A 26399-nucleotide genomic window follows, 5' to 3' on the forward strand; every position below is an offset into this window, starting at 1 on the left:
TATGAGCTTGTCCGATAAATTACCGCAAACCAGCGATCGTCACGCGATGATGCAGCGTTTCCGTTCCCGCGAAGCCTGGCATGTGATGAAGATCATGTCGGAGTTTGTCGATTCGGCGGAAGCCTTGCAAGGCATCATGCCGGCGGTGAGCATTTTTGGCAGCGCGCGCACGCCGCGCGACCACAAATATTACAAATTGACCGAAGAAGTCGCGCGCCTGCTGTCGGACTCCGGCTTCTCCGTCGTTTCCGGAGGCGGCCCCGGCATCATGGAAGCCGCCAATAAGGGGGCATTCTACGGCAGAAGCCCGTCGGTGGCGCTGAATATCGTGCTGCCACATGAACAGAAACCCAATGAATACCAAGACCTGAGCATCAAGTTCAACCACTTCTTCAGCCGCAAGGTCATGTTCGTCAAACACGCCATCGCCTACGTGGTGATGCCGGGCGGCTTCGGCACACTGGACGAAATGTTCGAGGCGCTGACGCTGATCCAGACCGGCAAGAGCCGCAAGATCCCCATTATTCTGTGCTGCAGGGAGTTCTGGGAAGGCCTGCTGGACTGGGTCAAGGACCGCTTAATCAGCGAAGGCATGATCAACCCCGACGACATGAATCTGATCCAACTGATCGACGATCCGCGGCAAATCGTCGAAACTATCTTCAAACATTACGAAACCCGCGGTTTTGAAGCGCTGCCAGAAGAGCGCGAACAACTGCTGCATCTTTAAAACCGATGACAATCAAGGACCACGCCATGCGCCGCCTGCTCGCCGCCCTCGCCCTGCTGCCATTGACAGCCGCCTGGGCCGATACGCCCCCTCCCGCCAAGACCCCAGTGCCGCCGCCGCCGGCGATCAGCGAACAAAACGCCGCCACCGCAGAACCTGAGGTGCGCATCATTCAGAAGGGCGAAGACAAGATCGAGGAATACCGGCTCAACGGCCATTTGTACATGGTCAAGGTGACACCGTCGCACGGCGTGCCCTACTACCTGATGGACGATAACGGCTCCGGCTCCATGAAACAGATCGATCCCGCCAACCGCATCATCATCCCGCGCTGGGTGCTGATCCGGTTCTGAGAGGGCAACCATGTCTGTTTACACCACGGTCAGCCATGACCAGATGCAGGAATGGCTCAAGCGTTACACCTTGGGCCAGTTGCTGGACTTGCAGGGCATCGTCTCCGGCATCACCAATACCAACTACTTCGTCACCACCACGCATGGTCGCTACGTGCTGACGCTGTTCGAAGCGCTGAAACTGCAGGAACTGCCCTATTACCTGAAGCTGATGAGCCACTTGGCGCGCCACGGCGTAGCCTGCCCGGCGCCGGTAGCCGACAATACAGACCAGTTCGCCTCGATGCTGGCCGGCAAACCGGCCTGCCTGGTCAGTTGCCTGGACGGCGCCGACGTCGCGCAGCCCACCCCGGCGCAATGTCGCGCCGTCGGCGAGATGCTGGCGCAAATGCATATCGCCGGCGCCACCTTCCCCGGCAAAATGGCCAATCCCCGCGGCCCGCGCTGGTGGAGCGAAACCGCGCGCCAGGTCTACTCCCGCATGGACGAAGACGCCGCCGCATTGCTTCGCGAGGAGGTGCAGTTCCAAGACAGCCACCGTTTCGATCACCTGCCCTCGGGCGTGATCCATGCCGACTTGTTCCGCGACAATGTGCTATTGGACGGCGACCGCATAGCCGGCTTCATCGACTTCTACTACGCCTGCAACGACGTACTACTCTACGACCTGGCCATCGCGGTCAACGACTGGACACGCAACGATGAGCACAACATAGACGACGAACGCGCCGCCGCCTTGCTCTTCGGCTATCAGTCGGAACGCAAGCTTACCTCGGAAGAGAAAAAGGCCTGGCCGCTGATGCTGCGCGCCGCCGCGCTGCGCTTCTGGGTTTCACGGCTGCAGGACCTGCATTTCCCGACAGCGGGCGAGATGACCTACACGAAGAACCCGAAAATCTTTCAAACTGTGCTGGAGACGCATCGCTCGCGCAGCGAATTCTGGCTGCAGCATTAATGGCACACTCATTCCCATCGGGTTGACAAATCCTCAGTTGTCACTTTGCAGACTTACCGTCTTGCACTATGCTGATGGCAAGTGGTATTGATTTTATGAAGTTGATAGTTTTCCTGTTTTAAATGTTGCACTTAGATTAACTTTGAAGCACAAATACAAGGGCACACTATCATGTTGAAGAAAGTCTTTATTCTTGCCTTGGCTGGCTTGCTCTCTGCTCCCGTGTTTGCAGCAGAGGAAGCCGCAGCGACCTCGGCGGCGGGCAGCAGCGCCGCTGGCACCACCTCCGCGGCGGCCGCTGGCGCTGCCGGCACTACCGCCGGCATTGCCGGCCTGAGCGTGGGCACCATTGCAGCCATTGGCGCTGCGGTTGCCGCCGCGGTTGCGGTTTCCAGCAACAGCGACTCCTCTACCTCCCACTCCGCCACCACCCACCATTAAGCCGCCGTGCCTATGCACCGCGGCTTGATCGGACGCTGGCGTTCGCCCCAAACAGGCAGTCTGTCTGCGCGAGCAACAGGTTGCCTGTGTTTCTATCCGCTCTCGATACGGAGCGCTGCGTAGCTTTTAAGATTTTTATTAGCATTAGCAATTGTTGCTCGTAACACAATCAATAACTCTAAATAAAGCAATCCATGCGTGGCATTCTGATCAAAGGGATAGTTTTAGGGGGAAGCTGCGGCCTGCTGTTGCCGGTTTACGCGCAACCGTCGCTCAATGGCCAATCCGGCTACATCAATATGCCGTCGGCGGATGTTGGCCGCGACGGCTCTTTAAGCTTTGGGTTCAGTTCCGACAAACCCTACAACACCTTATGGGTCTCGGCGACGGCGCTGCCCTTTCTGCAGATTTCAGGCCGCTATGTCTCCATCTCCGGCATTGCCGGTTTTGACGACCCGCAGTACGGGGGCGGCTACGGCAGCTTTAAGGACAAGGCGATCGACACCAAATGGCGACTGCTGGACGAGTCCGACATTTGGCCCGCGCTCGCCTTCGGCCGCACGGATATTTTCGGCACCACCTTGTGGCGCGGCAATTATCTGGTGGCCAGCAAGCACCTCAGACCCAATCTGGAAGTCTCGGCGGGCGTCGGTTCCGGTCGAATCGAAGGCCCTTTCGGCGGGCTGCGCTGGACCCCCGAGCGTTTTCCCCGCTGGTCGCCGAATACGACGCCAATCACTACCCATCGGATTTCCGCGCCAAAGACACTTTCGCCGCGCAAAGGAAAAAGGGAGCCGCTGCCGGCATTGAATACCGCTGGGGCTGGCTGGGCCTGCAATTGGCCAAGCAAAAAACTCACGCCAGCCTGAACGCCTCGATAGAAATTCCTTTGAACGAACGCGAGTTCGTGCCCAAGATCAGCGAGCCCGCTTATTTCAGCGGTGCTCCCGACGTGCCGCTCCGTCCCACCTTGCGCCAATGGCATGCCGACAGCGCCTATGGCCATGGCCTGGTCAGCGCCTTGAGCAAGCAGGATTTCAAAAACATCCGCATCAGCATGCGCGGCGACGAATTCGTACTGGAGCTGAACAATAGCCGGATTTCCAATGTAGGCCGCGCGGTGGGCCGCGCGGTACGCACCGCGCTGTACTTTGCTCCAATTGAAACGCGCAGCATCCGCGTGGTCTACACCAAGCTGGAGCAGCCGATCGCGACCTATAGTTTATTCAATCTGGCCACCTTGAACGACTACCTGCTGGGCAAGGTAGACCGCCAACGCTTTCTGGACAGCGTCAACATCAAGCCGGGTAAGGATTCCGAACTGGAGGAGGTTTACGCGCAACAGCTCAGCGCAAACATCAAAGACAGCGTCAACCTGGAGGTTTTGGCGGGCAAGGACGGCGACATCGTCCAACTCAACGCCGAAGACAACGAAGCCAACCGCTTCCGGCTGGTGCCCAAGACCGGGGTCTATTTCAACGACCCCAGCGGCGCCTTCCGCTATGAGATCGCCGCCGCCGCCACCTATACGCGGCGCCTTGGAACCGGCTTGTTTATGAGCAGCGCGCTCAGCGCCAACCTTTACAACACGGTCTCCGGGGTAAAACAACCGTCCAACAGCCTGCTGCCCCATGTCCGTTCCGACGTGGCCGAATACAAGAAAACCAACTCTCCCAAGCTGGATCGCCTGCTGCTGAACCAGTATCTAACTCTGGGGCCAAATACCTACGCTCGCGCGTCCGCCGGCATTTACGAGGAAATGTTCCGCGGCGCCGGCGGCCAAGTGCTCTACTACCCCGACACCCGCCACTGGGCGATAGACCTCGCCGTGGACGCCCTGCAACAGCGCGACTACAAGGGCTGGCAGGGGAAGCGCGACTACCAGACTGTCACCGCGCTGGCCTCGCTCCACTACAAATTGCCGCTGAACGTCACCGCCACGGTGCGGGCGGGCCGTTTTCTCGCCAAGGACAGCGGCGCGCGCCTGGAGTTGAAGCGCCGCTTTCGTTCCGGCATCGAAATCGGCGCCTGGTACACCAGCACCAACGGCAACGACATCACCTCGCCCGGCGCCCCCAGCTCGCCCTATAAGGACAAGGGGCTGTTCATTTCCATCCCGCTAAACAGCATGCTGACGCTGGACACCCAGGCGGTGGGCAACTTCGCCCTATCCCCATGGACGCGAGATGTTGGTCAGATGGTGCTGTCGCCCGGAGACCTCTACGACCAGCTCAACGACCCGCGCAGCGATGTGAACGCCTACGACGGTCTGGGCAATTTCGCCGAACGGCCGGATGAACAGGGCTTGCCTCAAGTCAATCCGCCCACTCCGTCCTTCCATCCCTGGCAGTCGGTGCGACTGCGGCTGGACGACTCGTCCAGACAATTCGCGTCCATGGAGGACAAACCGGGCGCCGTGGCGATTGCCGCCGGCATGACTCTGGCGGCGATAGCCTTGGACAAGCCGGTGAACCAGGCAGTGGGCCAACATCAGGACAACCGCCTGCTCAAGGGCTGGAAGCAGGTTGGCAATGCCCTGCCCATCGCCGCGCTGGGCCTGGCGGGCGGAGCCTTCGCCCTGGGCGACGACAGGCTCAGCAACACCGGTTTGATCGCACTGGAATCCTCGGCGCTCTCCGCCGCCGGCAGCATCGCCGTGAAGGGATTGGGCAACCGCGCACGGCCAAACGCCAGCAACAATCCCTGGCAGCAGCAGCCGGCGGGCAGTTCCCGCTTCCAAAGCAGCTTCACCTCCAATCACGCCGCGGTGCTGTTCGGCGCGCTGACGCCTTTCGCCAAGGAGTACGACCAGCCCTGGCTGTACGGCTTGGCCGCCATCGGCGCGCTCGGCCGCGTCGCCGGCAAAGATCACTGGTTGTCAGACGTCGCAGCCGGCAGCCTGCTGGGTTATGCCTCGGGCTCCTGGCTCTGGCAAGCCCAGCGGGACGAGTCCCGTTATCGCACCTCGCTGATGCTGGGCCCCAAGCAGGCCGGCATCCAAGTTTCGAAATCACTGGATTGAAACGACCGCCCATGAATCATCCTCTCGCGACCATGACCGACTATCTACGCCTTCGCCGCCAGGTGGTCCCGCTGCTCATCGCTCTGTGCGCCGCCAGCCCAGCCATCGCTGCCACGCCAAACCCTGCCGGCGACTTCTCCAACACCATGATGCCAAGCTATGGGCCGGAAGCCATGATGTACGGACAACCCAGCATCAGCAATCAGGCTCCGCTTGCTCAACAAGCATGGCCGCAGCAGACGCCGCAAGCGCAATGGCAACAGCAGCGCAGATTGCCGCCGCCTGGAGCGAAACCGAACAAGCGCAATCCCTTGCAGAGCGAGTCGGAAGAAGAGAAGTTGCCGCCCTTCATTGAGTACGTGAAAGTGGCCACCGGCAACATCCTGCCCGTCTTCGGCGCGGACTTGTTCGACAACCCGCCATCGACCTTTGCCCCCAGCGGCACCGCCCAGGTCAACCCGGACTATGTGATCGGCGCCGGCGACCAGATCCAGGTCAAGGGCTGGGGCATGGTCGACATCGACCTAACCCTGACCGTGGAGCGCAACGGCACGGTCTACCTGCCCAGAGTCGGCGCCATCGCGGTTGCCGGCGTGAAGTTCAGGGATTTGCAAGACACGCTGAAAAAAAGCGTCTCGCGCGTGTTCCACAACTTCGACCTGAGCGCCAGTCTGCTGCAGACCCGCGCGGTGCAGGTCTACGTCGTCGGCCATGCGCGCGCGCCCGGCAGCTATACCCTGGGCGGGATGAGCACCTTGCTGAACGCGCTGTTCGCCGCCGGCGGCCCCAGCGACAACGGTTCGATGCGCCATATCCAATTGATGCGCGACGGCAAGGCCGTAGGCCAGCTGGATCTTTACAAAATCCTGGTGGACGGGGACAAGTCCAGTGATCTGACCCTGCGCGACGGCGACGTGATTCAAATCCGGCCCACCGGCAAACGGGTTGCCTTGCAAGGCAACGTCAAGCATCCGGCCATCTATGAATTTGCCGACGGCGACAGCGTCGCCGACCTGCTGCATTGGGCCGGCGGCCTGGAATCGGCGGCGGAAGGCAAAGCTTGGCAATTGGAAAAAAGCGTAGACAACCGCTTCGAAGCTCAGTGGCAGACGCCCAATGGACAGACCGGCCCTGACAACGCCGCATTGAAGCGGCTCAAGCTGGGCGCCAGCGATATTTTCCGCGTGTTCGCGCCCAACGCCCTGCCGGTGAACATCCAACAAGACACCGAATACGTCCGCGTCAGCGGAGAAGTAAAGCAAACCGGCACCTTTTTGCTTCAAAAAGGCGAGACCCTGCGCGACCTGATCATGCGCCTGGGCGGTGCCACCGAAAACGGCTATGTCTTCGCCACCAATCTGCAACGCGAGAACATCAAGAAAGAACAGCAGGCCAAGCTGGATGAGGTGGCCAACCGCTTTGAAAAGGAACTGGAACAAGCCTCCGCCGCTCGCCTGTCCAAACAGACCGATAAAGACAATGTCGCGGCCATTACCGCGGAAGTCGAGCGCCAGCGCAAGCTGGCGGAAAAAATGCGCGCCATCAAAGCGGAAGGACGCGTCGTGCTGGAACTGAGCGGCAGCAGCGCCCAAGTCAAGGACCTGCCAGACCTGCCGCTGCAAAATGGAGACGCCGTCACTATCCCGCGCCGGCCCGGCACCGTCAATGTCCTGGGCTCGGTTTACCAAAGCAATGCCTTCATCTACCGGCCACAACGCTCGGTGAAGGATTATCTGGATCTGGCCGGCGGCATCAGCCAGACCGGCGACAAGTCCGCGACCTACGTGATCCGCGCCGACGGCACAGTGGCCAGCAACAACAACGCGGGCTGGTTTAACAGTCTGGGCGGCAAGCGCATCAATCCGGGCGACACCATCGTCGTACCCGATGAGCTGGCCGTCAACAGCTGGACCCAGTCGCTGAAAGAATGGACCTCCATTCTCTATCAGTTCGGGCTAGGCGCCGCCGGTTTGAAAGTCTTGAAGTAAGGCAAGGCCCCCACACTTAACTTGGGATTCAGACATGTCCACACCCGACAAGACAGAACCTCAGACCATCCCCAGCGATGACATCGATCTCTTCGACGTATTGAAGACTTTGCTGAAGCACAAACGCTGGGTCATCGGCAGTGTTATCGCGCTGGGCGGCGCCGCCTTGGCATTGAGCCTGCTGCTGCCGCCTCTGTATAGCTCCACCGCCAAGATACTGCCGCCGCAGCAGCAAAGCTCAAGCACGAATATGCTGCTGGGCCAACTGAGCGGGCTAGCCGGCATGGCTGGGGTAAGCGGCATCGCCGGGCTGAAGAACCCAGGTGATCTCTATATCGGCCTGCTGCAAAGCCGCACTGTGGCGGACAACCTGATTCAACAGTTCAAGCTGAAACAACGTTATGCCGCGGAAACGATGGATGATGCCAGAAAAGCGCTGCAAAGCGTCAGCACCATCAGTAGCAGCAGCAAAGACGGCTTGATCAGCATCAGCGTGGAAGACAAGGATCCCCAGTTCGCCGCAGCCTTGGCCAATGGCTATATCGCCCAGTTGATCCGCTTGAACCAGTCCCTGGCCGTCACCGACGCGGCCAAACGCCGGCTGTTTTTCGACACCCAGCTAAAACAGACCAAGACCCAGCTAGCCGCGGCGGAAACCGCGCTGCGCCAGACCCAGGAGCGCACCGGCATGATTCAACCGGACGGCCAGGTGCAGGCGATTATGAACACCGTCACCCAACTCAAAGCCAGCGTCGCCGCCAAGGAAGTGCAATTGGAGGCGCTGCGCAGCTACGCCACCGAGCAGAACCCGCTCTATCAGCGGACCAAACAAGAACTGGCGGGTTTGAAAACCCAGTTGGCGAAGCTGGAAAGCGGCGCCGAAATCGCTGGCGACGTGATGGTGCCCACCGGCAAAATGCCGCAATCGGGGCTGGAATACCTGAGACGACTGCGCGAGGTCAAGTATCAGGAAACAATTTTTGAACTTTTGGCCAAGCAATACGAACTGGCCCGAATCGATGAAGCCAAGGACTCGTCTCAAATCCAGATATTGGACAGCGCCGTGGTACCCGAGCTAAGAAGCAAGCCAATTCGCTCTTTGATCATGGCCGCTGGGCTAGTCGGCGGCCTGATGCTCGGCATCGCGCTGGCCCTGCTGCGCGAACGCTTCCACAGCGCGCAACAATCCGGCCGCTTGCATGAGTTGAACTGGGCGTTGAAGGAGCGCTAACGCGCCACCCTGCGTCTATAGCCCATCCTGAACACAAACCCCAGCACCAGCATGACCATCATGCAGGCCGCCAGGCTCAGCGGGCTACCCCAGACCAGCGGCGCGATCAAACCGGCCACCACGCTAGACATCATGGTCTGGAAGAAGCCCTGCAAGGACGAGGCGGTGCCGCGCAAGGACGGAAACTGGTCCATCAGGTTCAGGGTGATGGACGGCGCGGCGATCGACATGCCGGTGGTGTACAGGGCCAGCGGCAACACCGCCCACGGCATCGCGGCTTCCGGCGCAAGCAGGTTGTACAGCAAGTTCCAGCCGGCGGCGATGAACATCACCACATAGCCGCGAGACACAATATCCTTCTGCGATACCCGCCCCGCCATCTTGCCGGACAGGTAGGCGCCGAACATGATGCCGGACACCGCCGGGCCGAACATCCACAGGAACTGCCCTGGCCCCAGGTGCAGATGCTGCATCAGAAAGACCGGCGCCGACGGGATGTACAAGAAGAAACCGGCGAAATTGAAAGACACCGCCGCGGTCAGCAATTGGAATTCTCGCTTGCGTCCCACCTGCCAGTAATTGGCCAGCAGATACTTGATCTTCAAGGGCTGGCGCGCGGATTCGTGATGGGTTTCCGGCAAGGCGAACCAGCTCATCAGAAACAGCGCCAGGCCAATCAACGCCATGAACACGAAGATGGAGTGCCAGCCAAAGGCGCCGAACAGCCAGCCGCCCACCACCGGCGCGATGGCAGGCGACAGCGAAAACAACATGGTAACCTGCGACATCAGCCGCTGGGCATCGGCGCCGTCCAGCTTGTCGCGGATGATGGCGCGCCCCACCACCAGACCAGCACCGCCGCAGAAGCCTTGCAGCGCCCGGAACAGCAGCAGCTGCCCCAGACTGTCGGCCAAGGCGCAGCCTATCGACGCCAGGCTGAACAACAAGGTGGTGACCAACACCACCGGGCGGCGTCCCACCGCGTCCGAGATCGAGCCGTGCCACAGCATCATCACTGCGTAAGACAGCAGATATACCGTCAACGCCTGCTGCATCTGCAACGGAGAGACCGCCAGGCTTTGCCCGATCGCGCTCATCGCCGGCAGGAAAGTGTCGATCGAAAACGGCCCCAGCGTGGACAGGGCCGCCAGCAGGATTGCCAGCCCGAAGTGGCTGCGTGTGGAGGGATGCATGGCGGATAAATAACAATGAGAGTCAATGCATGGTAATGGTTAGACCGGAACTTGCCAAACTGGTCTGCTTCAAATTAAACCTCATTGACACAAATCGCATCGCGAGCTCTGGCGCCCATTGCGATTTCGTGCCACGATCAAGCCACTCCGCGCACGCATAACAAGGAGAGACCAGCATGATTCGCCTGTACCACAACCCGCGCTGTTCCAAGTCCAGGGAGGCGCTGAGCCTGCTGGAAAACGCCGGCGCGGAAGTCGAAGTCGTAGAGTACTTGAAGCACCCGCCCAGCTACGAAGAACTGGAGCGCCTGCTGACGCTGCTTAACATGGAGCCGCGCGACCTGATTCGCCAGAAGGAGGAGGAATACACCGAACTCTATCTGGACGACATCACGCTGGAACCCAGACATCTGATTACCGCCATGATAGACAATCCCAAGCTGATCGAACGCCCTATCGCCGTCTGCGGCGAACGCGCCGTGGTGGGACGGCCGCCGGAACGGGTGCTGCAGCTTCTGGACTAAGAGTCCTGTGCACGATCTCGCGAGCTAGAGCGAGACAAGGCGAAAACCGCTGCGAAAGCGGGATGTACATACGGTACATGAGCATTTCGAAGGTGTGTCCACCTTGACGCGCAGCAGATCGTGAACAGCTTCCTAAGCCTAGCGGGCTCCGCCCTCCAGCGCCCAAGGCAATCGCTCTTGGGCGTTTTTGCATTCAGCGTCCCGCCAACCTGCACTCGTCCCATCCCCCTCAAAATTATCACTTGCGGAATAGTAACTCACGTTATTAAAATAACGACTATGAATCCAACCAAGTCATTTCAAACGCTAGAGCAGGCCGTCAACCGGATCGAAGCGCGTTTTCCCGGCGTGCCGCGCCAGGAAGTCATTCTGGCGCGCTTGCTGTACCACATCCTGCCGCGGCTGTCCGCCCACCTGTGCGACAAGCTGAAGCATCACGGCCTCAACGAGACGGTGTGGATGGCGCTGCTGGCGCTATACGCCTGTCCACAACAAGCGCTCTATCCGTCTGAAATCAGCGACACGCTGGATTCATCGCGCACCAACGCCACGCGCATTGCCGACGAACTGGTCAAAAACGGTTGGGCGGCTCGTTCGCCCAGCGCGGAAGACCGGCGCAAGATCCTGCTTGAGTTGACGCCGGGCGGCGTTCAACTCGTGGAATCCCTGCTGCCCATTTCCCGCGAATGCCACCGCGAGTTGTGGTCGGATTTCGACGCCGCGGAAAAACAGGAGTTCGAACGCTTATTGCGCAAGCTGCTCTGCAGCCTGGGCGGTTGAAGCTGGGCAACCGGCTTTTTTTCGTCCTTATAATAACCTGCGTGACTATCACATCATCAATCACTTTACCAATTGCTAATACAGCAAGTGAACACGGGAGTCCCACAAGGTGAAAAAGACTCAATGGCAGCACGGCGTCAGCGCCCTGCTGCTCAGCGCCCTGTTGGGCGGCTGCGCGAGCTTCGGCCCTGACAACGTCCCCGCATCTGAGCTCAAAGCCGAACAATTACGGCTGACCGATGGCCAGGGCGAACAGATCGCCAATGATTGGTGGACGCAACTGAACGACGCCGCGCTGAGCCAGCTGGTGGCCAAGGCCCTGCAGGACGCGCCCTCGCTGAAACTGGCCGAGGCCCGGCTGCGCCAAGCTCGCGCCGCAGTCGGCATCGTCGAAGGCAATAGCGGCCCCAAACTCGATTTCAGCGCCAATATGACGCAGCTGCATTACGAGTTCCCGGCGCCGATCTCGCGCGACTACGTCAACGCCTACACCGCGATGCTGATGGGTAGCTGGGAGTTCGACTTCTGGGGCAAGCACCGCGGCCAGATCGACGAAGCCGTCGGCCAGCAGCAAGCCATCGCCTTCGAAGGCGCGCAAACCCGGCTGACGCTGACTCAAGCCGTCATCGCCCAATACACCCAGTTGCAACGGCTGCAGGCGCAAAGCGCGGTGCTGACCAAGCGCATCCAACTGGCGGAAAGCCGCCAGACGCTAACCCAGGCCCGCATCAACGCCGGCCTGCTGCCGGGCGACAACCAGCGCGGCAACGAAGTCTCGCTGCATCGCCTGCGCCAGCAGCAAAGCGCGCTGACTCAGGACAGCGACCGCGCCCGTCACGCGCTGGCGGCGCTGACCGGCCAAGGCCCGGAAGCCTTGCGTGACTTGCAGCCCGGCAAGACGCTGACGGTGCCGGCCATGGACGCCGACAGACTGAACGCCGACCTGCTGGGCAAGCGCCCAGACATCGCCGCCCAACGCGCGCGGGTGGAAGCCACCGCCGGCGCGGTCAAAGCCGCGCGCGCCGAGTTCTATCCCAATATCAAGCTAACCGCCTTCGCCGGCCAGACCTCGCTGGAATTCAACAAGTTGATGAACGGCGACTCCACCTTCTGGGGCTTCATGCCGGCGATCAGCCTGCCCCTCTTCCACTCTGGCGCGATCCAGGCCAATTTGGGCAAACAGCGGGCTGGCTACGACATCGCCGTGCACAGCTACAACCAGACCGTGCTGGACGCGCTCCGCGACGCCGCCGACTCCGTCAGCGGCTGGCAGCAAAGCGGCAAGCAACTGGAACAGGCCCGCCAAGCGCAAGACAGCAGCCGTCGCGCCGCCGACTCCGCCGCCGCCCGCTTCAAGGCCGGCATCATCAACAAGCTGAACCTGCTGGACGCCCAAGACAGCGCGCTGGCGCAACAATCTGCGCGCATCGACGCCGAAGCCGGCCGCAAACTGGCCTGGGCTTCCCTGAACACCGCATTGGGCGGCGGCTTCAACGCTGCGCCCGCCACCCACTGAGAACGCATCCATGGACAAGAAAACCAAAACTGCGCAAGGCCGCAAACGCAATCTGATCATCGCCACCACCCTGTTCGCCGCCATCGCCATCGGCTATGGGGCGTACTGGGCGCTGGTGCTCAGCCACCAGGAAAGCACCGACGACGCTTATGTCAGCGGCCATCTGGTGCAAGTCACCCCGGAAGTGGGCGGCACCGTCGCCAAAGTCCTGGTGGACGACACCCAGCACGTCAAGGCCGGCCAATTGCTGGTCAGCCTGGACAAGAACGACGCACAGCTCAACTTCGACCGCGCCCGCAATGAATTCGCTCAAGTCGTGCGCCAGACTCGGCAGTTGATGAGCAACACCCAGCAACTGGCCGCTCAAGTCACGCTGCGCGAAACCGAACTAGCCCGCGCCGACGCCGATCTGAAGCGTCGCAAACAGCTGGCCGGCACCGACGCGCTGTCGGCGGAAGAGTTGAGCCACGCCAACGACGCCGTCGCCGGCGCCAAGGCCGCGCTGGACGCCGCGCGCGAACAGCAAAAAGCCAGCGCCGCGCTGCTGGGCAAGGACGCGCTGGCGCAGCAGCCCGCGGTCAAGGCCGCCGCCAGCCGGCTGAAGGAAGCCTGGCTCGCGCTGCAGCGCACCGAGATCAAGGCGCCGCTGGACGGCGCCGTCGCCCGCCGCAATGTGCAGGTTGGCCAGCGCCTGGCCGCCGGCACTCCGCTGATGTCGGTGATCCCGCTGCAAAACCTGTGGGTGGACGCCAACTTTAAGGAAGGCCAACTGGCCAAGATCCGTATCGGCCAGCCGGTGGAACTGAAATCCGACCTCTACGGCGGCAAGATCGTGTACCACGGCAAGGTGGTGGGCCTGTCCGCCGGCACCGGCAGCGCTTTCTCGCTGCTGCCGGCACAGAACGCCACCGGCAACTGGATCAAGGTGGTGCAACGCGTGCCGGTGCGCATCCAGCTGGACCCGAAAGACCTGCAATCGCACCCGCTGCGCGTCGGCTTGTCGATGGATGTGGTGGTGGACACCTCCAGCACCGACGGCAAGGCCGTGGCCGAAGCCCAGCCCTTCGTCGCCCACCAGGACGTCTCCGGCCAGTTGCCGGACCTGAAACAGGCCGATGAACTTGTGCGGACGCTGCTGGCGGCCAACGCGGGTGAAGGCAAGGCCGAATAAGGGGGCCGGACCATGAATCATCCACCATTGACCGGCTCCAAGCTGGTCTGGATCACGCTGGCGCTGTCGATGTCGGTGTTCATGCAAGTGCTGGACACCACCATCGCCAACGTGGCGCTGCCCACCATCTCGGGCAACCTGGGCGCGGCCACCAGCCAGGGCACCTGGGTGATCACCTCATTCGGGGTGGCCAACGCCATCGCGGTGCCGCTGACCGGCTGGCTGGCCAAACGCCTGGGCGAGGTGAAGTTGTTCACCGCCTCCACCCTGCTGTTCGTGCTCACCTCCTGGCTGTGCGGCATGTCCAGCAGCCTGGAAATGCTGATTTTCTTCCGCGTGCTGCAAGGCGCGGTGGCCGGCCCGATGATTCCGCTGTCGCAGAGCCTGCTGTTGTCCTGCTATCCGCCGGAGAAGAAAGGCATGGCGCTGGCGCTATGGGCGATGACGGTGATCGTCGCGCCGGTGTTCGGCCCGATTCTGGGCGGGGTGATCAGCGACAACTGGCACTGGGGCTGGATCTTCTTCATCAACGTGCCGGTGGGACTGGCGGCGGCCTTCATTTCCTGGCGCATCCTCAAGCCGCGCGAAACCGAAACCGTCGATCTGCCGATCGACCGCATCGGCCTCGCCTTGCTGGTGATAGGCGTAGGCGCGCTGCAAATGGTACTGGACCGCGGCAAGGAGCTGGATTGGTTCAACTCCACCGAGGTGATCACCCTTGCGGTGATCGCGGTACTGGCGCTGGTTTATCTGGTGATCTGGGAGCTTGGAGAGAAGCATCCCATCGTCGACCTGAGCCTGTTCAAACAGCGCAACTTCACCGTCGGCACCATCGCCATCAGCCTGGGCTTCATGCTCTACTTCGGCACCGTGGTGCTGCTGCCCTTGATGCTGCAGACCCAGATGGGCTACACCGCCACCTGGGCCGGCCTGGCCGCGGCGCCCATCGGGCTGATCCCGGTGGTGCTGTCTCCCATCATCGGCAAGTACGCGCAGCGGCTGGACATGCGCTGGGTAGTGACGGTGAGCTTCAGCGTGTACGCCGTCTGCTTCTTCTGGCGCAGCACCTTCAACCCCCAGATGGACTTCGCCTACGTGGTGTGGCCACAGGTAGTGCAAGGCATTGGCGTGGCCTGCTTCTTCATGCCGCTGACCACGATCACGCTATCCGGCCTGCACCCGAGCCAGATCGCCAGCGCGTCCAGCCTGTCCAACTTCCTGCGGATTCTGGCCGGCAGCATCGGCACCTCGATCACCACCACGATGTGGGACCGTCGCGAGGCGATGCACCACGCGCGCCTGACCGAGCATGTCAGCCTCTACGATCAGGCCTCCAACGCCTGGTTCCGGCTGCTGGACATGGCCGGCCTGTCCTCCGGGCAGCAGGCGGCGCTGACCTCGCTGCAGATCACCAAGCAGGGTTACATCATGGCGGCCAACGAGATTTTCTGGCTGTCCGGCGTGCTGTTCGTACTGCTGATCGGCCTGGTGTGGTTCGCCAAGCCGCCGTTCACCGCCTCCGGCAGCGACAGCGGCGCGCATTGAAAATAGCCTGAGCGGGCCGGGCGGCGACGACATCGCCGCCCGGTTTTTCTATTCTCCCCGAAACACCGCCGCGCGCTTGTCCAGGAAAGCCCGCATGCCCTCCTTCTGATCCCGCGACGCGAACAAGAGCTGGTAGGCCTTGCGCTCCAGCATCAGCGCCGTCGCCAACGGCGCGTCGGCGCCGGCCAGCACCACTTCCTTGATCTGCGCCACCGCCAGCGGCGGCAGCATGGCGATCTGCGTCGCCAGTTCTAGCGCGCGCGTTTCCAGCGCCTCATCCGCAGCCACCTCGCTGACCAGCCCCATCGCCAGCGCCTCCGCCGCGCCGATGCGCTCGCCGCTCAGCAGCAGTTTCATCGCGCGGAATTTGCCCACCGCCCGCAGCAGGCGCTGGGTGCCGCCGGCCCCCGGCATCACGCCCACTTTGACTTCCGGCTGGCCAAACTGCGCGGACTCGGCGGCGACGATGATGTCGGCATGCATCGCCAGCTCGCAGCCGCCGCCCAAGGCGTAGCCCGCCACCACGGCGATCACCGGCTTGGGACAGTCCGCAATCGCCTGCCACAGCGTGTGCACCTGGCGCTGCATCAACTCGATGCTGTCGCAGTCCACTAGCTCGGCCAGATCCGCGCCGGCAGCGAAGGCGCGGCAGTCGCCGCACAGCAAAATCACTCTTACATCGGCCGAGGCGCTCAGCGTCTGGAAATGCCGCGCCAGCTCCCGTCGCAACGCCATGTTCAAGGCATTGAGCGCCTGCGGGCGGTTCAAGCGCAGCCGCGCCACGCCGGCGGCCGGATAATCCAGCACAACCAGTTCATCCATCACGCAAGCTCCTTCACCCGCTCCAGCACCAAGGCCACCCCCTGACCCACACCGACGCACATCAAGCACAGAGCCAACCGGTCGCCGCTGGCTTCCAGCTGGCGCAAGGCGGTCAAGACCAGCCGGGCGCCAGAAGCGCCCAGCGGATGGCCCAGCGCAATCGCGCCACCATTGGGGTTCACCCGGGCGTCGTCGTCCGCCAAGCCCAACTGACGCAACACCGCCAGCGATTGCGAAGCAAAAGCCTCGTTCAACTCAACCACGTCCAGATCCGCCACGCTCAGGCCCAGCCGCCGCAACAGCTTTTCCGCCGCCGGCGCCGGCCCCAAGCCCATGATGCGCGGCTCCAGCCCTACCGAACACATACCAAGAATCCGCGCCCGTGGTCGCAGGCCGTGACGCTTGAGCCCGGCGCCGCTGGCCAGTAGCAAAGCCGCCGCGCCGTCGTTGACGCCGGAGGCGTTGCCGGCGGTAACCGATCCATCCGCCACCACGCTCTTGAGCCGAGCCAGCTCCGCCAACGTGGTAGCCGGCCGTGGGTGTTCGTCCTGAACTACCCGCAGCGACTCGCCCTTGCGCTGCGGCAACTCCAACGCCAGGATTTCCGCGTCGAAAAAGCCGCGCTCGCGCGCCGCGGCGTAACGCTGCTGGCTGCGCAGCGCGAAGGCGTCCTGATCGGCGCGGGAGACATGGAATTGCCGCGCGACGTTTTCCGCGGTTTCCGGCATCGAATCGATGCCGAACTGACGCTGGAAGGCCGGATTGACGAAGCGCCTGCCTATGGTGCTGTCTTCTATCCGCGCATTGCGCGCAAACGAGCTGTCGGCCTTGCCCATGACGAAGGGCGCGCGCGACATACTCTCCACGCCGCCGGCCAAAATCAGGTCGGCTTCACCGGCGGCGATCGCGCGCGCGGCGAGGCCCACCGCGTCCAGACCAGACGCGCACAGGCGGTTGACGGTGATTCCCGGCGTGGATTGCGGCAGGCCCGCCAGCAGCGCCGCCATCCGCGCCACGTTGCGGTTGTCCTCGCCGGCCTGGTTGGCGCAGCCCAGAATCACCTCGTCCAGGCAGGACCAGTCCAGCTGCGGCTGACGCCGCATCAGCGCGGCGAGTGGCAACGCCGCCAAATCGTCGGCCCTCACGCCGGAAAGCGCGCCGCCGTAACGGCCAAACGGGGTGCGGATGCCATCGCAAATATAGGCATGGGGCATGGAAAACCTCCTGGATCAACGGTGTTGGAATTGCGGCGACCGCTTGTCGAGAAAGGCTTGCATGCCCTCCTTCCTGTCGGCCAGAGAGAAGCTGGCATGAAAGGCGCGTCGCTCGAACAGCAGACCTTCGGCCAAGCTGGATTCGAAGGCTCGGTTCAGCGACTCCTTGATCAGCATCAGCGCCGGCATCGAGTAGCCGGCCATCCGTGCAGCCAGCGCCCGCGCCGTCGCCAACACCTCGGCGTCCGCAACCACCCGCGACACCAGGCCGGCCCTCTCGGCTTCGTCGGCGCTGTAAAGCTGACCGCTCAAGCACCACTCCATCGCCTTGGCCTTGCCGATGGCGCGCGGCAGGCGCTGAGTGCCGCCCATTCCAGGCAGCGTGCCCAGTTTGACTTCCGGCTGGCCGAAGCGGGCGGACTCGCCGGCGATGATCACATCGCACATCATCGCCAGCTCGCAGCCGCCGCCTATCGCCAGGCCGCGCACCGCCGCGATCAGCGGCTTGCGCACGCTGCGCGCGCGCTCCCAATGCCGGCTCACGTAGTCGTCGAGAAAGACTTGCTGATAATCCCACTCGGCCATGCGGCCGATGTCGGCGCCAGCGGCGAAAGCCTGCTCGGTGCCGGACAGCAGAATGACGCTGATGTCGGGGTCGCTGTCCGCCGCGTCCAGCGCGGCCTCCAGCTCCCGCATCAACTCGGGGCTCAGCGCATTGTGCTGCGCCGGCCGGTGAATCTCCAGGTGGCAGATCCGCTCAGCGCGGCGCTCCCTCAAATGCTCGCTCATGGTCAGTTCCTTCTCCACATCCATACACGCCGTGAAGAAACAACTGGCTGACTATCCGTGCCATGCCCGCCCTATCAATCGCGCCGTCGGCGCGGAACCAGGTAAAGGTCCAATTCATCATGCCGAACAAGGTCATCGTCACCGGCTTGACCTGCTCCGTCGACAGCTCCGGCCGCAAGCGGGCGATCAGTTCGGCGAAGGCCGCCACCACGCTGGCCTGCTTGGCCTTCACCTGCCGCCGGTCCGCTTCGCCCAGGAATTTGACGTCCTGCACCAACACCATGTGGTAGTGGCGCGAGGACGCGTACTCCTCCATGAAGCGCTCGATCAGCAGCCGCAGATGCGCCTCCGCCGGCAGGCCTTGCCGCGCCGCCTCGTCGACGATGCCGACCAGCCGGTCCACATAGGTGTCGGCGATGTCGAACAGCAGATGCGATTTATCACGATAGTAGTGGTACAGCAGCGGCTTGGACATGCCGCACAACTCAGCCAGTTGGGCTATCGAAGCACTGGGAAAACTCTGCTCGGCAAACAGACGGGCCGCGTTTTCCAGTATGTTTTGTTGCTGCGCCTCGTAATTGGGAGATTTAGTTCTGGCCATATCCGCATATCGGTTGAATGAAAAGACCAGACGCGGCACCAGCGAACCTCCCCGATGACTACGAGCCGCCAGGCAAACCCCGATGAAACTGGGTTTTGCCAGCGGTTCTAGACAAGCAACCGTCAACGCTCATCAAAACTGAGCACCACTTGCTGGGTCCGTGGACGCGCCTGACAGGCGAGCACGAAGCCTTGTTCCACCTCGGCCGGTTCCAGGGCGAAATTCTTGTCCATGGCAACCCGGCCGGACAGCACCTTGGCCCGGCAGGTGCAGCATACCCCACCTTGGCAAGAGTAAGGTAGGTCGACTCCGGCCGCCGTGGCCGCTTCCAAGATGCGCTCGCCCGCGCCCAGTTCCAGCAGCCGCTGCTGACCATCGATGATGATGGTGACGCTGGCCGCCGGACTGTCCTCGATCGCTGCTGCCGATTTGGCCTCGCCGCGCTCCGGCACGCCGAAGCGTTCGTAATGAATGCGCCCGGCGGCCAGTCCCGCGCGCTCAAGGCAGGCGCGGGACTGATCTATCATATCGTTGGGTCCGCAAACGAAGGCTTCGTCCACCGCGCTGTCCGGCAGCAACGCGGCCAGCGCCCTTTGCAGCCGTTCGCCATCGAGACGGCCGTGGAACAACTCCGGTTGCTGCGCTTCGCGGCTGAGGAAGTGATACACCGCCAGGCGCGCCGGATAGCGCGACTTCAGTGCCGCCAGTTCGTCTGCGAACAAGATCCCGCCGCGCTTCCGATTGCCGTACAGCAAGGTGAAACGGCTGTGCGGCTCTCGCCGCAAGGTGGTTTTCAAGGTGGACAGCAAGGGGGTGATGCCGCTGCCGGCGACGATGCCCAGATAGTGCTTGCGCTGCTCCACCGCCAGTGGCGTGAAGAAACGCCCCTCCGGCGGCATCGCCTCCACTTCGCGCCCAGGCTGCCAATGCTGATGGACGTGGCTGGAGAACACGCCGCCGTCCACTCGCTTCACCGCCACCCGCAAGATGTCCTCATCCACACCGCAGCACAGCGAATAAGTGCGCCGCTGCTCCACGCCGTCAATCTGTTCGCGGAACACAAGATGCTGGCCCTGGGTGAAGCGGAAGCTCTCCCTAAGCTCCGCCGGCGGCTCCAGCATCAAGGAAATGGCATCGTCGGTTTCCTGGCGGCGTTCGACGATGCGCAGGCGATGAAAAGCTAGTCTCATTCCAGTCTCCTTACTCCGGTCCTCTCCGCGGACTCAGATCGGCTTGAAATACTCAAATGGCTCCAGGCACGCCTCGCAGCGATAGAGCGCCTTACAAGCGGTGGAGCCGAATTGGCTCAGCCGCCGGCTGCGACCGGAGCCGCATTGCGGGCAGGCTGGCGCCGTCGATTGGAAGCGCAACGGCTGCCAGTTGTCCTCGGCCGCGCTCGCGCACGCCGGAGGCGCAATGCCGTAGCGGCGCAGCTTGTCGCGGCCGTCGGCGCTGATCCAGTCGCTGCTCCAGGCCGGGCTCAACTGGGTGCGCAGCACCACCCGCGCCTCGCCCGCCCGACTCAGCGCCTGCCGCACCGAGGCGGCGATGGCCTCGGTGGCCGGACAGCCGGAATATGTGGGAGTCAGCGTGACCTCCAGGTCCTCTCCCACCCGCGCCACCTTGCGCACGATGCCCAGATCGCACAGCGACACCACAGGTACCTCGGGATCCGGCACCTGATCCAGTACCCGCCAGGCTTGCGCCACGCTCAGCCGCGCGGCGCGCATCACCAGCACCCTCCGGGATAGGCGCGCTGCAGGAACTGCATCTCCGCCAGCACATGGCCCAAGGACTCGCTGTGTTCGCCGCGCTTGCCGCCGGAGCGATAGCCGGTGTCCGCCGGGAGCCGCAGCGTGGCTTCCGCCAACACCGGCAGCACTAGCGCCTCCCATTCCTTCCGCAGAAGAGCCGCCTGCGGCGCAATGCCGCCCAGGCGCCGCTCCAGCGCGTCGTTGTCGAACATCTCGGCCAGATACGGCCACCAATGCGCCAGCGCCCGCTGCATGCGCCGCCGCGATTCATCGGTGCCGTCGCCCAGCCGCACCACCCATTCCGCCGCGTAGCGCAGGTGGTAGCGGCTTTCCACCAGCGCCTTGCCGGCGATCGCCGCCAGCCGCGGCTCCGCGCCGTCGCGCAGCGCCCGCCACAAGGCCACCTGGTAGGCGCTGAACAGGGCGATGCGCAGCACGGTCTGGCCGAAGTCGCCGTTGGGCAACTCCAGCAAGGTCAGATTGCGGAACTCCGGCGCGTCGCGCAGATAGGCCAGCGCGTCCTCGTCCCGGCCCCGTCCTTCCCATTCGCCGGCTAGGCTCAGCAGCAAACGCGTCTGGCCTATCAGGTCCAGCGCGATATTGCTCAGCGCGATATCGTCTTCCAACTCCGGCGCGTGACCGCACCATTCGCCCAGGCGCTGGCCCAACAACAAGGTGTTGTCGCCCAGCCGCAGCGCGTATTCGATCAGGTCCGCCGTCACCGGCGGCTGCGTTTGCACAACTCTCTGCACAGACATCGCGCACTCCTCACATATGGTTCACGGCTTCCGGCAACTGGAAGAAGGTGGGCAGGCGATAAGTCTTTCCGGCCATGGGTTCGAACAGCATTTCCCGTTCGTCCGGCTCGCTACAGCTCAGCGCCGCGCTGGGCAGCGCCCAGACCGCGCCGGGCGGGAACTCGCCAAAGGCACGCTCCGCCCGCTGCAAGGCCTGCGATGCCGACGCGGCCAGCAGGCTGGCGACGTGCAGGTGGTCCAGGCCCGGCTTGAGCTGCAGAAATACTTCGTATTGTTGCGACTCCGTGGCCGACTCCCCCGCGGAGGGCGGCTCGCCGTTTTCGTCGAGGCTGTCGCTGGGCGCCACCCACAGACTGACGCCCTCTTGGCGACGGAAATAGATATCGCGGGCCAGCAGCAGCGCATGGCGCGCATCGGCTGCATGCAGGCTGCTGGAGTGCTTGTATTGCAAAGCGTTGCGGCCGAGGACGAAGACCTCGAAACGCGGCCAGGCGTTGGTGGACTCGGACATGGAGGCTCCTGATTAGGCGGCGGCGCGCGCCGCCTGTTTGTCTGCATAGGCTTGGGCGGCGGCGCGCACCCAGGCCCCCTCTTCATGCGCGCGGACGCGCGCGGCCATGCGTTCGCGGTTGCAGGGGCCGTCGCCGGCCAGCACCCGCTTGAACTCCTCCCAGTCCGGCTCGCCGAAGTCGTAATGCCCGCGTTCCGCGTTCCAGGCCAGCGCCGGGTCCGGCAGCGCGATGCCCAGCACCTCGGCCTGCGGCACGATGGCGTCGACGAATTTCTGCCGCAGATCGTCGTTGGAGATGCGCTTGATGCCCCATTGCATACTGCTGGCGCTGTGCACCGAGTCCCGATCCGGCGGGCCGAACATCATCAGCACCGGCCACCACCAACGGTTCACCGACTCCTGCACCATAGCCCGCTGCTCCACGTTGCCGCTCATCATCGTCAACAGCAGGTCGTACCCTTGGCGCTGATGGAAGCTTTCCTCCTTGCAGATGCGCACCATGGCGCGGGCGTATGGGCCGTAAGAGCAGCGGCACAGTGGAATCTGGTTCATGATCGCCGCGCCGTCCACCAGCCAGCCTATGGTGCCGATATCGGCCCAGGACAAGGTTGGGTAGTTGAAGATGCTGGAATACTTGGCGCGGCCGGACAGCAAGGCCGCCACCATCTCGTCGCGCGGGCGGCCCAGGGTTTCCGCCGCCGCGTACAGATAAAGGCCGTGCCCGCCCTCGTCCTGCACCTTGGCCAGCAGGATGGCCTTGCGCTTGAGCGTGGGCGCGCGGCCGATCCAGTTGCCTTCCGGCAACATGCCCACCACTTCGGAATGCGCATGCTGGGAGATCTGCCGCAACAAGGTCTTGCGGTAGGCGTCCGGCATCCAGTCGCGCGCCTCTATCTTGTCGTCGGCCCGCAGCTTGGCGTCGAAAGCCTGCAGGCGCTGCGACGGTTCGGTCGCCGCCGCGGCGATGTCCGGCTGATCCAGGGCTTGGGTGTACATCGCGTATCCTCCTTGGTGAGCGCCGCCGGACCAAGCGTCTGGGGCGCGGAAACGGCTTATTAATTAATTTACCGTTCGTTCAATTAAAATACAAGCGTTAGTGATACCCACCAGCCGCCGCCTAGCCGCGCGGCCGCTTGTCCACCACTCGCCGCGCCTTGCCCACAGAACGTTCTATCGTCATCGGCTCCACCACCCGCACGGTGGCGGTCACACCCACATGGCTCTTGATGCTGTGCTGCAGCTGCCGCTCCGCCAGTTGCCTGGCGTCGTCGCGCGCCGGCCCGCTGAGCTCGCGTTCGACGAAGACCGACAGGCAGTCCAGGTGGCCGTCCTTGTCGACTTCCAGGTAGAAATGCGGCGCCAACCCCGGCTGTCGCAGAATCACTTCCTCGATCTGGGTGGGGAACACATTGACGCCGCGGATGATCAGCATATCGTCGGAGCGGCCGACGATCTTGCCGATGCGCCGCATCGAGCGGCTGCTGGGCGGCAGCAGCCGAGTCAGGTCGCGGGTGCGGTAGCGGATCACCGGCATCGCTTCCTTGGTCAGCGAGGTCAACACCAGCTCGCCTTCCTCGCCATCCGGCAGCACCTCGCCGCTGAACGGATCGATGATTTCCGGGTAGAAGAAATCCTCCCAGATCACCGGGCCGTCCTTGCTTTCCACGCATTCGCTGGCCACGCCCGGCCCCATCACCTCGGACAGGCCGTAAATGTCCACCGCGTCGATGCCGGCGCGGCGCTCGATCTCCTGCCGCATCAGCCCGGTCCACGGCTCGGCGCCGAAGATGCCGACCCGCAGCGAGCAGGCGGCGGACTCCATGCCCCGGCGCTCCATTTCATCGAGGATGTTCAACATATAGGACGGCGTGACCATGATGATGTCCGGGCGGAAGTCCTGGATCAGTTGCACCTGGCGCTCGGTCTGACCGCCGGACATCGGCACTACGGTGCAGCCCAGCCGCTCGGCGCCGTAGTGCGCGCCCAGGCCGCCGGTGAACAGGCCGTAGCCGTAAGCGATGTGCACCATGCTGCCGCGCCGGCCGCCGGCGGCGCGGATGGAGCGCGCCACCACCGTGGCCCAACTGTCGATGTCCTTGCGGGTATAGCCCACCACCGTCGGCTGGCCGGTGGTGCCGCTGCTGGCGTGAATGCGCGATACCTGATCCCGCGGCACCGCGAACAGGCCGAACGGATAGTTGTCGCGCAGATCCGCCTTGCTGGTGAACGGAAAGCGGCTGAGGTCCTCCAGCTGCCGCAATTGCTCGGGGTGAACGCCCGCTCGGACGCACTTGGCGCGAAACGGGGCAACATTGTCGTAAGCATGTTGCAAGGACCAGCGTAAACGCCGCAGTTGCAAGTCGGACAATTCATCGCGGCTGGCGGTTTCCATCGCGTCCAGTTCGCTGGACGAAGGGCGGGTGGCGGACATGGTGCTTCTCCTATGTGGATTGGGGGCTGGCTCTGCGGCCATTTGCTGCTGCTGGAAACAGTAGGGCTGGCTTGCTCTCCTTGATGGACTCTTAGCGGGTGGCAGGGGACGGAGCGAAGGTATACGGCCCTTCACTCCGCCTTCGGGCCGGACCGGTGCGAGCGGCCGCGCAGCAGGACCAGGGTTTCGCCGCGCTGATTGCTCACCCTCACATCGTAAAGACCTTGCCGGCCGCCCTGGTGCTGGCACTCGGCCTCCGCCAGCAGGCAATCACCGCTATGCGCCGGCAGCAGGTATTCCATGCTGATGGCCACGCCGACCGCGCGCGGGCCCCAGCTATTGCAGGCGACGGCGAAAGCGGTGTCCGCCAACGCGCACAGTAGGCCGCCGTGGCACAGTTGGAAGCCGTTGAGCATATCGTCACGCACCCGCATGCGCATCCGGGCGCGGCCCGGCGCGACTTCCAACAACTCCATGCCCAGGCTGGCCGACGCTCGGTCCTTGCTCAGCATTTCCAGCGCGCTGTGCTCGGCAAGCCGCCCGGCGGACTCGGTCTCAGTCATGGAATCGTCCTCCAGACAGCGCCAGCCGCCGCAATAGCGGCGAAACCCGATAACGTTCGTCGCCGTATTGAGCGTGCAGGGCGTCCAGAACCTGCGCCACATACTCGTTGCCTAGCCGATCAGCCCAAGCCAGCGGTCCACGGGGATAAGCGGCACCCAAGCACATGGCCTGGTCCACGCTGTCCGCCGCCGCCACGCCCTGCCCCACCGCGTCGGCAGCCTCGTTGGCCAGCATCGCCACGGTGCGCAACACTGCCATGCCGGCGGCGTCGTCCAGCCGCGACACCTGCAGGCCGGCCGCCTGCAGCACCCCCGCCGCCCGCTCCGCCAGCTCCGGCGCGGCCTGGTCCGCCACCGCCAGCGCCAGCCGCTGCGCGCTGGCGTAATCCAGCGCCAGATCGAACACCGCCCAGCCGGCGTGGCCGCTGTCGGCGGCGCGGCGGGTGGCGCTGCGGCCATCGGACAAGGCCAGCCGCAAACCGTCCCAGCTTAGCCAGCCTTGAGCCGGCCCCGGCTCGCGCTCCAGCCGCACGCCGCCGGCCTGCAAGCGCGCCAGCAGCGGTTCGGCCGCGCCCAGCCCGCCGTGCACCCGCAGTACGGCGGGCGCGGGCCGCGACGGCGCGGCATCCGCCGCCGGCAAAGCCTGGCCGTAATCGTAAAAACCGCGGCCGCTCTTGCGGCCCAAGCGGCCGGCCGCCACCAGTTCCTGCTGCAGCGGCGACGGCCGGAAACGCGGGTCTTGCTGCATCGCCTGGAACACCGATTGCGTCACCGCGAAATTCACGTCGTGGCCAATCAGATCCATCAGCTCCAACGGTCCCATCGCGAAACCGCCGGCTTCGCGCAGCAAGGCGTCCAGCGTGGCCGGCGCGCACGCGCCTTCTTGCAGCAAACGCAAGGCCTCGGCATAAAACGGCCGCGCCACCCGGTTGACGATGAAGCCGGGCGTGGACGCGGCCGGCACCGGGGTCTTGCCCCAGGCGCGCATCAGCGTGCACAGACGGTCCGCCAGCGCCGGCGCGGTCGCCAGCCCGCTCACCACTTCCACCAGCTTCATCCGCGTGGCCGGGTTGAAGAAGTGCAGGCCCAGCACTCGCTCGGGATGGCGCAGTCCCGCCGCCAGCTCGGTGATGGATAGGGAGGAGGTATTACTGGCCAGGATGGCGGCGGCCGGCAGCAGAGCGTCCAGCTGCCGCATCAGCGCCTTCTTGGCGTCCAGACGTTCGACAATGGCCTCTATCGCCAAGCTCGTGTCGGCCAGTTCCTCCAAGCTGGCCACCGGCCGCAGCCGGCCGCGCGCGGCGTCCAGCTGCGACTGGCTCCATTTGCCTCGCTGAACCAGGCTGGCCCAGTCGGCGGCGATCGCGTCCGCCGCCGCCGCCGCGGCGCCGGCATCCTGATCGTAGAGATACACTTCATGCCCGGCCGCCGCCGCCACCGCGGCGATGCCGCGCCCCATCGCCCCGGCGCCGATCACAGCCACACGGCTCTCTGCTGTCGGTGCCAT

The 26399-nt window shown here is 63.7% G+C and carries 25 protein-coding genes and 1 pseudogene; 13 read left to right on the top strand and 13 right to left on the bottom strand.

The window, feature by feature from the left end:
• Position 1: 1 nt before the first annotated feature.
• From GYH29_RS20930 to GYH29_RS20960, 8 genes and pseudogenes are all read left to right on the top strand, one after another.
• On the top strand, positions 2–730 hold the full coding sequence (locus GYH29_RS20930; RefSeq protein ID WP_019101898.1) for an LOG family protein: 729 nt from the start codon (positions 2–4) through the stop codon (positions 728–730).
• A gap of 26 nt (positions 731–756) precedes the next feature.
• Positions 757–1083 carry a DUF2782 domain-containing protein gene (locus GYH29_RS20935; protein ID WP_039755176.1) on the top strand — a complete coding sequence of 109 codons (327 nt, stop codon included), beginning with the start codon at positions 757–759 and terminating at the stop codon, positions 1081–1083.
• 10 nt (positions 1084–1093) lie between these two features.
• On the top strand, positions 1094–2038 hold the full coding sequence (gene thrB / locus GYH29_RS20940; RefSeq protein ID WP_161524338.1) for a homoserine kinase: 945 nt from the start codon (positions 1094–1096) through the stop codon (positions 2036–2038).
• A 171-nt stretch (positions 2039–2209) separates the two neighbouring features.
• The gene (locus GYH29_RS20945) at positions 2210–2479 is read left to right on the top strand and encodes a hypothetical protein (RefSeq protein ID WP_019101144.1); all 270 of its coding nucleotides are present in this window, start codon (positions 2210–2212) and stop codon (positions 2477–2479) included.
• Between the two features lie 299 nt (positions 2480–2778).
• Positions 2779–4655, top strand: a pseudogene (locus tag GYH29_RS24915) (YjbH domain-containing protein); the annotation flags it as partial.
• A gap of 258 nt (positions 4656–4913) precedes the next feature.
• Positions 4914–5501 (top strand): phosphatase PAP2 family protein, encoded by a 588-nt coding sequence (locus GYH29_RS24920; protein WP_232060618.1) that lies wholly within the window; start codon positions 4914–4916, stop codon positions 5499–5501.
• Positions 5502–5512: 11 nt separating this feature from the next.
• Positions 5513–7489, top strand: coding sequence for an SLBB domain-containing protein (locus GYH29_RS20955; protein WP_232060431.1), 1977 nt, complete (start codon positions 5513–5515; stop codon positions 7487–7489).
• 34 nt (positions 7490–7523) lie between these two features.
• Positions 7524–8720, top strand: a complete 1197-nt coding sequence (locus GYH29_RS20960) for a GumC family protein (protein WP_043589745.1) — start codon at positions 7524–7526, stop codon at positions 8718–8720.
• Here the strand turns inward: GYH29_RS20960 and GYH29_RS20965 are convergent.
• A complete protein-coding gene (locus GYH29_RS20965; RefSeq protein ID WP_043589743.1) occupies positions 8717–9913 on the bottom strand; it encodes a multidrug effflux MFS transporter in 1197 nt (398 codons plus the stop codon). The genes GYH29_RS20960 and GYH29_RS20965 overlap by 4 nt on opposite strands.
• Before the next feature lie 176 nt (positions 9914–10089).
• Here GYH29_RS20965 and arsC point away from each other — a divergent pair, with 176 nt between their 5' ends.
• From arsC to GYH29_RS20990, 5 genes are all read left to right on the top strand, one after another.
• Positions 10090–10437, top strand: a complete 348-nt coding sequence (gene arsC / locus GYH29_RS20970; RefSeq protein WP_043589741.1) for an arsenate reductase (glutaredoxin) — start codon at positions 10090–10092, stop codon at positions 10435–10437.
• 279 nt (positions 10438–10716) lie between these two features.
• The gene (locus tag GYH29_RS20975; protein WP_019101138.1) at positions 10717–11217 is read left to right on the top strand and encodes a MarR family transcriptional regulator; all 501 of its coding nucleotides are present in this window, start codon (positions 10717–10719) and stop codon (positions 11215–11217) included.
• A 109-nt stretch (positions 11218–11326) separates the two neighbouring features.
• Entirely contained in the window at positions 11327–12733 is a 1407-nt protein-coding gene (locus tag GYH29_RS20980) for an efflux transporter outer membrane subunit (protein ID WP_161524339.1), read from the top strand.
• A 10-nt stretch (positions 12734–12743) separates the two neighbouring features.
• A complete protein-coding gene (locus tag GYH29_RS20985) occupies positions 12744–13904 on the top strand; it encodes an EmrA/EmrK family multidrug efflux transporter periplasmic adaptor subunit (RefSeq protein WP_019101136.1) in 1161 nt (386 codons plus the stop codon).
• A 12-nt stretch (positions 13905–13916) separates the two neighbouring features.
• On the top strand, positions 13917–15449 hold the full coding sequence (locus tag GYH29_RS20990; RefSeq protein ID WP_039754557.1) for a DHA2 family efflux MFS transporter permease subunit: 1533 nt from the start codon (positions 13917–13919) through the stop codon (positions 15447–15449).
• A gap of 48 nt (positions 15450–15497) precedes the next feature.
• On the opposite strand, the gene GYH29_RS20995 is transcribed toward GYH29_RS20990, so the two are convergent.
• From GYH29_RS20995 to paaH, 12 genes are all read right to left on the bottom strand, one after another.
• Complete coding sequence (locus GYH29_RS20995; RefSeq protein WP_019101134.1) at positions 15498–16271, bottom strand: enoyl-CoA hydratase-related protein; 774 nt, start codon at positions 16269–16271, stop codon at positions 15498–15500.
• Positions 16271–17485 (bottom strand): 3-oxoadipyl-CoA thiolase, encoded by a 1215-nt coding sequence (gene pcaF / locus GYH29_RS21000; protein ID WP_161524340.1) that lies wholly within the window; start codon positions 17483–17485, stop codon positions 16271–16273. Before pcaF ends, GYH29_RS20995 begins: the two co-directional genes overlap by 1 nt.
• A 15-nt stretch (positions 17486–17500) precedes the next feature.
• The gene (locus GYH29_RS21005) at positions 17501–18274 is read right to left on the bottom strand and encodes an enoyl-CoA hydratase-related protein (protein ID WP_019101132.1); all 774 of its coding nucleotides are present in this window, start codon (positions 18272–18274) and stop codon (positions 17501–17503) included.
• A complete protein-coding gene (locus tag GYH29_RS21010; protein WP_019101131.1) occupies positions 18243–18875 on the bottom strand; it encodes a TetR/AcrR family transcriptional regulator in 633 nt (210 codons plus the stop codon). The genes GYH29_RS21005 and GYH29_RS21010 overlap by 32 nt, the downstream gene beginning before the upstream one ends.
• Positions 18876–18997: 122 nt before the next feature.
• Entirely contained in the window at positions 18998–20065 is a 1068-nt protein-coding gene (paaE, locus tag GYH29_RS21015; RefSeq protein WP_019101130.1) for a 1,2-phenylacetyl-CoA epoxidase subunit PaaE, read from the bottom strand.
• A gap of 33 nt (positions 20066–20098) precedes the next feature.
• The gene (gene paaD / locus GYH29_RS21020) at positions 20099–20605 is read right to left on the bottom strand and encodes a 1,2-phenylacetyl-CoA epoxidase subunit PaaD (protein WP_039754569.1); all 507 of its coding nucleotides are present in this window, start codon (positions 20603–20605) and stop codon (positions 20099–20101) included.
• Positions 20605–21387, bottom strand: coding sequence for a 1,2-phenylacetyl-CoA epoxidase subunit PaaC (gene paaC, locus GYH29_RS21025; RefSeq protein WP_019101128.1), 783 nt, complete (start codon positions 21385–21387; stop codon positions 20605–20607). Before paaC ends, paaD begins: the two co-directional genes overlap by 1 nt.
• 10 nt (positions 21388–21397) lie before the next feature.
• Complete coding sequence (locus GYH29_RS21030; protein ID WP_019101127.1) at positions 21398–21898, bottom strand: 1,2-phenylacetyl-CoA epoxidase subunit B; 501 nt, start codon at positions 21896–21898, stop codon at positions 21398–21400.
• A 12-nt stretch (positions 21899–21910) separates the two neighbouring features.
• Positions 21911–22894 carry a 1,2-phenylacetyl-CoA epoxidase subunit PaaA gene (gene paaA / locus GYH29_RS21035; protein WP_043589735.1) on the bottom strand — a complete coding sequence of 328 codons (984 nt, stop codon included), beginning with the start codon at positions 22892–22894 and terminating at the stop codon, positions 21911–21913.
• Positions 22895–23015: 121 nt separating this feature from the next.
• On the bottom strand, positions 23016–24329 hold the full coding sequence (gene paaK, locus GYH29_RS21040; RefSeq protein ID WP_161524341.1) for a phenylacetate--CoA ligase PaaK: 1314 nt from the start codon (positions 24327–24329) through the stop codon (positions 23016–23018).
• 131 nt (positions 24330–24460) lie between these two features.
• Complete coding sequence (paaI, locus tag GYH29_RS21045) at positions 24461–24892, bottom strand: hydroxyphenylacetyl-CoA thioesterase PaaI (RefSeq protein WP_019101124.1); 432 nt, start codon at positions 24890–24892, stop codon at positions 24461–24463.
• Complete coding sequence (paaH, locus tag GYH29_RS21050) at positions 24885–26399, bottom strand: 3-hydroxyacyl-CoA dehydrogenase PaaH (RefSeq protein ID WP_161524343.1); 1515 nt, start codon at positions 26397–26399, stop codon at positions 24885–24887. The genes paaI and paaH overlap by 8 nt, the downstream gene beginning before the upstream one ends.

The sequence above is a fragment of the Chromobacterium haemolyticum genome (assembly GCF_009936155.1).
GTDB lineage: Bacteria > Pseudomonadota > Gammaproteobacteria > Burkholderiales > Chromobacteriaceae > Chromobacterium > Chromobacterium haemolyticum.

Coding starts and splice junctions, on each gene's coding strand:
- GYH29_RS20975 (WP_019101138.1), top strand. CDS start 10,717: ATGAATCCAACCAAGTCATTTCAAACGCTAGAGCAGGCCGTCAACCGG.
- GYH29_RS21010 (WP_019101131.1), bottom strand. CDS start 18,875: ATGGCCAGAACTAAATCTCCCAATTACGAGGCGCAGCAACAAAACATA.
- pcaF (WP_161524340.1), bottom strand. CDS start 17,485: ATGCCCCATGCCTATATTTGCGATGGCATCCGCACCCCGTTTGGCCGT.
- paaE (WP_019101130.1), bottom strand. CDS start 20,065: ATGAGACTAGCTTTTCATCGCCTGCGCATCGTCGAACGCCGCCAGGAA.
- GYH29_RS20955 (WP_232060431.1), top strand. CDS start 5,513: ATGAATCATCCTCTCGCGACCATGACCGACTATCTACGCCTTCGCCGC.
- GYH29_RS21030 (WP_019101127.1), bottom strand. CDS start 21,898: ATGTCCGAGTCCACCAACGCCTGGCCGCGTTTCGAGGTCTTCGTCCTC.
- GYH29_RS20995 (WP_019101134.1), bottom strand. CDS start 16,271: ATGGATGAACTGGTTGTGCTGGATTATCCGGCCGCCGGCGTGGCGCGG.
- GYH29_RS20930 (WP_019101898.1), top strand. CDS start 2: ATGAGCTTGTCCGATAAATTACCGCAAACCAGCGATCGTCACGCGATG.
- GYH29_RS20990 (WP_039754557.1), top strand. CDS start 13,917: ATGAATCATCCACCATTGACCGGCTCCAAGCTGGTCTGGATCACGCTG.
- GYH29_RS20945 (WP_019101144.1), top strand. CDS start 2,210: ATGTTGAAGAAAGTCTTTATTCTTGCCTTGGCTGGCTTGCTCTCTGCT.
- paaI (WP_019101124.1), bottom strand. CDS start 24,892: ATGACTGAGACCGAGTCCGCCGGGCGGCTTGCCGAGCACAGCGCGCTG.
- GYH29_RS20965 (WP_043589743.1), bottom strand. CDS start 9,913: ATGCATCCCTCCACACGCAGCCACTTCGGGCTGGCAATCCTGCTGGCG.
- GYH29_RS20935 (WP_039755176.1), top strand. CDS start 757: ATGCGCCGCCTGCTCGCCGCCCTCGCCCTGCTGCCATTGACAGCCGCC.
- GYH29_RS20985 (WP_019101136.1), top strand. CDS start 12,744: ATGGACAAGAAAACCAAAACTGCGCAAGGCCGCAAACGCAATCTGATC.
- GYH29_RS21005 (WP_019101132.1), bottom strand. CDS start 18,274: ATGAGCGAGCATTTGAGGGAGCGCCGCGCTGAGCGGATCTGCCACCTG.
- paaK (WP_161524341.1), bottom strand. CDS start 24,329: ATGTCCGCCACCCGCCCTTCGTCCAGCGAACTGGACGCGATGGAAACC.
- GYH29_RS24920 (WP_232060618.1), top strand. CDS start 4,914: ATGACTCTGGCGGCGATAGCCTTGGACAAGCCGGTGAACCAGGCAGTG.
- thrB (WP_161524338.1), top strand. CDS start 1,094: ATGTCTGTTTACACCACGGTCAGCCATGACCAGATGCAGGAATGGCTC.
- GYH29_RS20960 (WP_043589745.1), top strand. CDS start 7,524: ATGTCCACACCCGACAAGACAGAACCTCAGACCATCCCCAGCGATGAC.
- arsC (WP_043589741.1), top strand. CDS start 10,090: ATGATTCGCCTGTACCACAACCCGCGCTGTTCCAAGTCCAGGGAGGCG.
- paaC (WP_019101128.1), bottom strand. CDS start 21,387: ATGTCTGTGCAGAGAGTTGTGCAAACGCAGCCGCCGGTGACGGCGGAC.
- paaH (WP_161524343.1), bottom strand. CDS start 26,399: ATGGCACCGACAGCAGAGAGCCGTGTGGCTGTGATCGGCGCCGGGGCG.
- paaD (WP_039754569.1), bottom strand. CDS start 20,605: ATGCGCGCCGCGCGGCTGAGCGTGGCGCAAGCCTGGCGGGTACTGGAT.
- paaA (WP_043589735.1), bottom strand. CDS start 22,894: ATGTACACCCAAGCCCTGGATCAGCCGGACATCGCCGCGGCGGCGACC.